This window comes from Streptomyces sp. NPDC058964, from assembly GCF_042741275.1.
GTDB lineage: Bacteria > Actinomycetota > Actinomycetes > Streptomycetales > Streptomycetaceae > Streptomyces.
Genome location: NZ_JBHYKH010000427.1, coordinates 1 through 7,375 on the forward strand (window position 1 = coordinate 1; position 7,375 = coordinate 7,375).

Consider the following 7,375-nt stretch of genomic DNA (forward strand, 5'->3'; position numbering starts at 1 on the left):
GATTGTTCCAACTCTAGCCGGAGGAGCTGCACGATCGGATCTAGGGCCTGCTCGAGGGAGACCGTACCGGCTGACGCCCGGCGGTCGCGGTCACGAGGGGCGGACGGCGAGCAGGGCGATGTCGTCGGTGTTGTCGGCCCCCAGGCCGATCATCAGCTCGTCGCAGAACGTGTCGAGTGGCTCGCACGCCCGGGGGGCGGGGGGGCGCCCCCCCCGCCGTCGAGTCCGGCGAGGGCCATCGCGGCGACGGTCAGGTGCACGGAGCGCATGTGCGGGGTGACGGCCTCGGAGAGCGGGTCGGCCGCGTGGTGCAGCGCCTGCCGGATCCTGTCCACGGCGGCCTCGTGGCGCCCCTCGAGGGTGTCGAGCCAGGCCTCCTGACTGAGGATGAACGCGTCGAAGACGATGAAGTGAGAGATCGCGAAGTCCTGGCGCAGCAGCCGCACCTGCTCGCGCGCCTCCGCGATCCGGCCGGTCGTGGCGAGCCGTCCGGACAGGAAGAGCCGCGCGGCGGGCATCGCCTCGTTGTGCGTGCCCTCCTTGCCTGCGATCACCTCGCGCAGCATCCGCTCCCCGCGTTCCGCCTCGCCCGCCTCGATCAGCACGCTGCCGAGGCGGGCGCCGAGGACCGCCATCTGGGCGCGGGCGCCGAGGCGTTCGGCGTGCTCGATGGCGGTCTCGTAGTCGGCGGCGGCCAGCAGGTACTCGCCCTTGCGCTCGTGCGCCTCGCCGCGCGCGGAGAACGCCTCGGCGGTGCCCCAGTCGTCCCCGAGGCGCCGGAAGATCTCCAGCGCCTCGTCGGCGTCCTGGGTCGCGTCGCCCGCCCAGGCGGTGCGGTTGGCCAGGACGTTGGCGCGCATCTGGAGGGTGGCGGCAAGCTCCCACTCGAATCCGGGCGTGTCCCGGCAGGTGCGCACACAGGCGTCGATGATCTCGCGCAGCCGGTCCGCGCCGCCGGTCAGCATCACGGCGAAGAACCAGAGCAGGCCGGGGGCGCGGCAGGTCTGCGGCATGCCGGGCTCGTACACCTCGGAGACGTTGCGCAGCTTCGCCTGCGCCTGCGGGGTCTGCCAGGCGTCCAGCTCGGTGTCCATGCAGGCGAGATGGGCCAGGTGGACACCGCGCCGGGCCTCGGCGAGGAGTTCGCCGGTCAGCGGGGGCGGGGTGTCGGTGCAGCGCTCCCAGACCGGATCGGCACGGCGCGGCGGCCCGGTGAAGGGGTCGGGGCCCAGGGACATGACCTCACTGCACCAGTTGCGGGCCTCGATCCGCAGGTCGCGCATCTGCCAGTACCAGACCAGGGACAGGACGAGGCAGAGCGCCTCCTGCTCGTCCCGTTCGGCGACGGCGTGCCGCAGGGCGGTACGCAGGTTCTCGTACTCCGCCTGGAGCCGCCGGATGGCGGCACGCTGGCCGGGGCCGCGCAGCAACGGGTCGGTGGTGCGGGCGAGTTCGCGGAAGTAGGTCAGGTGCGCGCGCTCGGTCTCCCCACGCCGGCCGGTCTCGTCGAGCCGCTCGCCCGCGTACTCGGCGACGGTCTCCAGGAGCCGGTAGCGCATTGCGCCGTCGGGCGAGGGAGCCGCCACGACGAGGGACTTGTCGACCAGTGAACCGAGCGCCTCGAGCGCGACCGGTCCGCACACCGCCTCGGCGGCGGCGAGGTCGCAGCCGCCGGCGAAGACCGACAGCCGGCCCAGGACGTCCCGTTCGTCCTCGTCGAGCAGGTCCCAGGACCAGTCGACGACGGCGCGCAGGGTCTGCTGGCGGGGCAGCAGGGTGCGGCTGCCGGAGGTGAGGAGCCGGAAGCGGTCGTCGAGCCGGTCGGCGATCTGGCGCGGGGTGAGCATGCGCAGCCGGGCGGCCGCCAGCTCGATGGCGAGGGGGAGGCCGTCGAGCCGGCGGCAGATCTCCGCGCAGGCCTCGGGGTCGTCGCCGACACGGAAGCCGGGGCGTGCCGCCGAGCCCCGGTCGGCGAGCAGCCGCTGCGCGAACGGCTCGGGCAGCGGCTCCACGGGGCGCAGCAACTCCCCCGGTACGCCGAGGGGTTCACGGCTGGTGGCCAGCACCGTCAGCTCGGGGCAGCGTTCGAGGAGCCGTTCCACCAGGCGGGCGGCCGCGTCGATGACGTGTTCGCAGTTGTCGAGGACGATCAGCATGCGGCGGCGGCCGCAGTGCTCGACCAGCCGTTCCACGGGATCGTCGTGCCGGTCGGCGACGGCGGCCCGCATGCCCTCGGCGCCGGCGCCGTGCAGCACGGTCTCGCGGGCGCCGATCGCGGTGAGGACGGCCTCCGGTACGGCGGCCGGGTCGTCGACGGGTGCCAGTTCGGCCAGCCAGACCCCGTCCCGTGCCGCGTACCGCACGGTTTCGGCGGCCTCCTGGGACAGCCGCGTCTTCCCGGCCCCGCCGGGCCCGAGCAGCGTGACCAGCCGGGCGGCGGCGAGGTCACCCCGGATGGCCTCGATGTCCCCGTCCCGGCCGACGAAGGAGGTCAGCCGGGCGGGAATGTTGCCGGGCGAGGAGTCCTCGGCGGCGTCCGGGGCGCGCTGGGGGCGGTCGAGGAGGTCCGGCGTGTCCGGCACCGCGGGCCCGCCGGCGGCGACGCCGGGGCCGCCGGGCTCCCCCGGGTTCAGCAACTGCGCGTGCAGCGCCCGCAGTTCCGGGCCGGGGTCGGAGCCGAGGCGGTCCGCGAGGAGGTGCCGTACGTCCTCGTACGCGGCCAGTGCCTCCGCCGTGCGGCCCGCGTCACGCAGGGCGCGCAGGCGCAGGAACTGGAGGGACTCGTCCAGGGGGTGGGCGTCGCACAGGGCGGTGAGCTCGGGCAGGGAGTGCTCGGCCTCGCCGAGGGCGAGCGCGGCGGTGTGCCGGGCGCGGAGGGCGTCGAGGCGGCGGCTCTCCCAGCGGGCCGCCTCGGCGGTGCGGCCGGGCAGGTCGGCGAGGGCGGGGTCGTGCCACAGGGCGAGGGCGTCGTCGAGGGTGGCGGCCGCCTTGGCGGGGTCGGCGTCGGCCAGGGCGCGCAGGCCGTCGCCGGTGAGCCGCTCGAAGCGGTGCAGATCGATGTCGTCGGGCGCGGCGGCGAGCCGGTAGCCGCCCTCGGCCGAGGCGACCGCGTCCGCGCCGAGCGCCCGCCGCAGCCGGCCCACCAGCGCCTGCAGCGCACCGGCCGCGTCAACGGGCGGATCCCCGTGCCACACCTCGTCCACCAGCAGGCTCGCCGGCACCGTACGGCCGGGGCGCAGGGCCAGCACGGTCAGCAGGGCACGCAGTCGCGCCCCGCCCACGGGAACGGCCGTGCCGTCGGGGCGGAGCGCCTGGGTGGTACCGAGGATGCGATAGCGCACGGGGTCCATTGTCTCCGGTGGTGTCAGGGCCGGTCACGGGGTTCCGGTGGCGCGGCGCCCGCAACGTCGAGGGTGACGAGGACACCGGCCGTGCGGCGGGTGCGGCGCAGCCCCGACTCCGTACGGTGTTCCTCCTGCTCGAACCACTTCGGGCAGCTGTCGACAGCGGTGAGCGACCTCGTGCCGGACACCGGTTCGAAAGTATGCGCCCCGGGGCTGTGCTCCGCGTACTCCTGGTGCACCAGGTCGATGGCGCGGACCAGGCCGGTGGTCTCGTGCGACGGGCGGCCGTGGTTCTCCACCCACGACAGTCCCCCGTACTTTCGCCGCTCCTCCTCCCAGCCCCCTTCCCTCACGTGCTCCCCGTCCATGGCCACCAGCCGCCAGCCGACCTCGTCCCCCACGGTGAACGGAGTGCCGCAGCACTCCATCTGCCAGTCCTCGTAGAACACCCGCATCAGTGCCATGGCCCCACCTTTCAGGAACCGACCGCGCACCGCGAGACGTTTTCCCTCCGTGCCCGGTACGGTCGGGCTCGCCGACCTCCCCAGCCCACAGGAGCGCTCTCCATGACGACCGCCACCACCAGCCGCAGCGACCGGCGGATCAGTCCCGTCTTCGTCGGCATCCTGGCCGTCACGGCGGTCACGGGCTGGGCCACCTGGACCGGGTTCGCCGAGCAGCCGGGGCTCGCGGTGTTCCTGTTCGTCACCGCGGCCTGGATCGTCTCCCTGTGTCTGCACGAGTACGCGCACGCGCGCACCGCGCTGCACAGCGGGGACATCTCGGTCGGGTCCAAGGGCTACCTCACGCTGAACCCGCTGAAGTACACGCACGCGCTGCTGAGCATCGTGCTCCCGGTGCTGTTCGTGATCATGGGCGGGATCGGCCTGCCGGGCGGCGCGGTCTTCATCGAGCGCGGACGCATCCACGGGCGCTGGCGGCACAGCCTGATCTCGGCGGCGGGCCCGCTGACGAACGTGCTGTTCGCGGTGGTGTGCACGGCCCCGTTCTGGCTGGACGCCCTGGACGGGGTGCCGCGCGACTTCCGGTACGCACTGGCCTTCCTGGCGTTGCTCCAGGTCACGGCCGCGATCCTGAACTTCCTGCCGGTGCCGGGCCTGGACGGTTACGGCGTGATCGAGCCCTGGCTGTCGTACGGCGTGAAGCGCCAGGTGGAGCCGTTCGCGCCGTTCGGTCTGCTGTTCGTGTTCGGACTGCTGTGGGTGCCGTCCGTCAACAGCGCGTTCTTCGACGTGATCGACTCGATCCTGCGCTCGCTGGGGATCAACGACGTCGACCAGTACTGCGGCCAGGAGCTCTACCGCTTCTGGCAGGGCAGCAACGAGTTCTGCTCGGTCAGCCCGTGACGGACCTGCCCCCGGCGCCCCGGCCGCGCTTGAAGTAGTACCAGGTCATGTTGGACGACAGTCCCGCGAGCAGCACCCAGACGATCCCCAGCCAGCTGCCCTGGACGAAGGAGACGACCGCCGCGGCCACGGCGAGCAGACAGACGACGAGGGTGTAGAGGGCGAGTCGCCGGGTCGGGCCGGGCGGGGGCAGGGGGGGCATGTCGGGGCGCTCCTGTCGGGGGACACTGCTGTTGCCGTCCAGTGTCCCCCATGCGCCCTCACGTCTCACACGACGGTGGCCGCGTCTCACACGTCCGTGACACGCAGTCCCGCGTGCGCCTTGTACCGGCGGTTGACGGAGATCAGATTCGCGACCAGGGACTCCACCTGGTGCGCGTTGCGCAGGCGCCCCGCGAAGACGCCGCGCATGCCGGGGATGCGCCCGGCCAGGGCCTGGACGATCTCCACGTCGGACCGCTCCTCGCCGAGCACCATGACGTCGGTGTCGATCCGCTCGGTCTCCGGGTCCTCGAGCAGTACCGCCGACAGGTGGTGGAAGGCGGCGGTCACCCGGGAGTCCGGGAGCAGGGCAGCGGCCTGCTGGGCGGCACTGCCCTCCTCCGGTTTCAGGGCGTAGGCGCCCTGCTTGTCGAAGCCGAGCGGGTTGACGCAGTCCACGACGAGCTTGCCGGCCAGCTCCTCGCGCAGGGACTCGAGGGTCTTGCCGTGGCCCTCCCAGGGCACGGCGACGATCACGATGTCGCTGCGCCGCGCGGTCTCGGCGTTGTCGAAGCCCTCGATGCCGTGGCCGAGCTCGTCGGCGGCGGCCCGGGCGCGCTCGGCGGCCCGGGAACCGATGATCACCTTCTGTCCGGCCCTGGCGAGCCGGTAGGCGAGGCCCTTGCCCTGCGGCCCGGTCCCGCCGAGCACGCCGACGACGAGCCCGGAGACGTCGGGCAGGTCCCAGACGTCCTTGGCGGGGGCCTTCGCGGGCTGCTGTGCACTGTCGGTAGAGGTCATGCGGCGACTCTACGTCCGCCGTCGCGCGCGCACCGCGTCAGGTGAGGTCCGTGACCGGCACCCGCCGGAAGGTGATGGTCTCGTACGGGCCGAAGTCGCCGGTCTCGTAGAGGAGTCCGACGGTGTCCTCGTCGACGCGGACCAGGTCGGAGTAGGCGGCGGGCCGTCCGTCGACCGTGTGGACCGGGCGCCAGGTGGTGCCGTCGTCGGTGGAGGCGCGGACGGTCATCAGGGCTCGGGCGGCGGGGTCGGCGGGGCCGGAGTAGAGGAGCACGTCGGGGTCACGGAGCTGGAGGACGCTCGCCTCGCAGACGGGGGCGGTGAGACCGGCCTGCGGGCGGAAGGGTCTGACCAGGGTCCTCCCGCCGTCCTCCGAGTGGGCGTCGGCGCGGTTGCCGGGGGACGGGGAGTCGTTGCGGGCGTTGAAGTAGACGCGGCCGTCGGGCAGTTCGGCGGCGGTGGTCTCGTTGACGTTGACGTAGCCGTCGGTGTTCTCGTCGACGTAGCCGAGGTACCAGGTCTCGCCCCCGTCGTCGCTGAGCAGACAGTGGCCGCTGTTGTACCTGGGCTCGTTGCCGACGTCGGTTCCGGTGGGCGGGACCGTGTGGTTGCCGGGGACGAGGACCCGGCCGGAGCGGAGCTGGACGGCGTGGCCGGGGGTGGTGGCGTACCAGCGCCAGCCGGCCCGCTTCACCGACTTGGTGATCTCCTTCGGCCCGGACCAGCTCACGCCGTCGTCGTCGCTGTGCTGCACCCACACGCGGCGGCCCGCGGCGGCCTTCACCTCGCCGCGCAGGATGGAGTCCTCGCTCGCGGTGGCGGCGGCGCGGACGTGGACGAGCAGGACGCGTCCGGTGCCGAGGACGACGGGGGCGGGGTTCCCGGCGAGGTCCCGGCCGTTGCTCGCGGCGACCTGGAGCGGGCCCCAGGTGTGGCCGCCGTCCGTGGAGCGCTTCAGCACGATGTCGATCCGGCCGTGGTCCTGCGCCGAGCCGACGCGCCCCTCGCAGAAGGCCAGCAGGGTGCCGTGCGCGGTGACGACGACCGCCGGGATGCGGTAACTGGCGTAGCCCTCGCGGCCCGCGCGGAAGGGGACGGTGACTTCTGTCATCAGGCGGGCTCCCGTTGCAGACGTGGGTCTCCGGTGACTGTGCACTTTCCCCGAGTTGGGCGAATTCGGGGTGAACTCCGCGTCACGAGTGACCGGTTGCGGCAGGATGCGGTCGTATGGATGCCGTAAGGGTCGCGCTGCTGCGCGAAGTGCTTGCCGGGACTCAGTGGCTCGGTGCCACGCGCCGGTTCGCCGGGGTGCTGCGCGGGTCCGTGGTGGCGCACGGCGGCGGGCTGCTGCTGGTGGGCACACCGGAGTACGAACCCTGGCATCTGGCGGCCCATCTGGTGGACGAGGCCGCGTGGTCGGGGACGCCGGAGCTGGCCCCGACGCTCGTGCGGCACGGCGCGCGGCCCGCGGACCCCGCGCACCTGGCGGTGGGGCCGGGTCGGATCGGGGCGGCACGACGGGGCGAGACGCTGCTGGTCGTGGCCCCGCAGGAGCCCGCCCCGTTGCTGGAGCGGGTGCACGAGGCCCGGCGCGCCGGGGGGTCGGTGGGGGGGCTCGGGGGCGGGGGGGGCGGGCGGGCGAGGTCGAGGTGGCCGAGCACC

The 7,375-nt window shown here is 73.6% G+C and carries 7 protein-coding genes; 2 read left to right on the plus strand and 5 right to left on the minus strand.

From position 1 onward, the window contains the following. Positions 1–152: 152 nt before the first annotated feature. Positions 153–3,350: a BTAD domain-containing putative transcriptional regulator gene (locus ACFW2E_RS35605; protein WP_384472757.1), complete on the minus strand. Its 3,198-nt coding sequence runs from the start codon at positions 3,348–3,350 to the stop codon at positions 153–155. 14 nt (positions 3,351–3,364) lie between these two features. Continuing rightward, entirely contained in the window at positions 3,365–3,808 is a 444-nt protein-coding gene (locus tag ACFW2E_RS35610; RefSeq protein WP_384472760.1) for a DUF6578 domain-containing protein, read from the minus strand. 102 nt (positions 3,809–3,910) lie between these two features. On the opposite strand from ACFW2E_RS35610, the gene ACFW2E_RS35615 reads away from it, so the two are divergent. Then, positions 3,911–4,711: a site-2 protease family protein gene (locus ACFW2E_RS35615; RefSeq protein WP_384472763.1), complete on the plus strand. Its 801-nt coding sequence runs from the start codon at positions 3,911–3,913 to the stop codon at positions 4,709–4,711. Here the strand turns inward: ACFW2E_RS35615 and ACFW2E_RS35620 are convergent. The 3 genes from ACFW2E_RS35620 to ACFW2E_RS35630 all read right to left on the minus strand — a co-directional run bounded on the left by ACFW2E_RS35620 (position 4,701) and on the right by ACFW2E_RS35630 (position 6,824). Further along, entirely contained in the window at positions 4,701–4,913 is a 213-nt protein-coding gene (locus ACFW2E_RS35620) for a hypothetical protein (RefSeq protein ID WP_384472765.1), read from the minus strand. The genes ACFW2E_RS35615 and ACFW2E_RS35620 overlap by 11 nt on opposite strands. Positions 4,914–4,999: 86 nt before the next feature. Beyond that, the gene (npdG, locus tag ACFW2E_RS35625; RefSeq protein ID WP_384472768.1) at positions 5,000–5,713 is read right to left on the minus strand and encodes an NADPH-dependent F420 reductase; all 714 of its coding nucleotides are present in this window, start codon (positions 5,711–5,713) and stop codon (positions 5,000–5,002) included. Between the two features lie 37 nt (positions 5,714–5,750). Beyond that, a complete protein-coding gene (locus ACFW2E_RS35630; protein ID WP_384472771.1) occupies positions 5,751–6,824 on the minus strand; it encodes an exo-alpha-sialidase in 1,074 nt (357 codons plus the stop codon). Between the two features lie 116 nt (positions 6,825–6,940). Here ACFW2E_RS35630 and ACFW2E_RS35635 point away from each other — a divergent pair. Further along, on the plus strand, positions 6,941–7,375 hold a 435-nt coding region (locus tag ACFW2E_RS35635; RefSeq protein WP_384472773.1), incomplete at its 3' end, for a hypothetical protein.

Coding starts and splice junctions, on each gene's coding strand:
- ACFW2E_RS35605 (WP_384472757.1), bottom strand. CDS start 3,350: ATGGACCCCGTGCGCTATCGCATCCTCGGTACCACCCAGGCGCTCCGC.
- ACFW2E_RS35610 (WP_384472760.1), bottom strand. CDS start 3,808: ATGGCACTGATGCGGGTGTTCTACGAGGACTGGCAGATGGAGTGCTGC.
- ACFW2E_RS35615 (WP_384472763.1), top strand. CDS start 3,911: ATGACGACCGCCACCACCAGCCGCAGCGACCGGCGGATCAGTCCCGTC.
- ACFW2E_RS35620 (WP_384472765.1), bottom strand. CDS start 4,913: ATGCCCCCCCTGCCCCCGCCCGGCCCGACCCGGCGACTCGCCCTCTAC.
- npdG (WP_384472768.1), bottom strand. CDS start 5,713: ATGACCTCTACCGACAGTGCACAGCAGCCCGCGAAGGCCCCCGCCAAG.
- ACFW2E_RS35630 (WP_384472771.1), bottom strand. CDS start 6,824: ATGACAGAAGTCACCGTCCCCTTCCGCGCGGGCCGCGAGGGCTACGCC.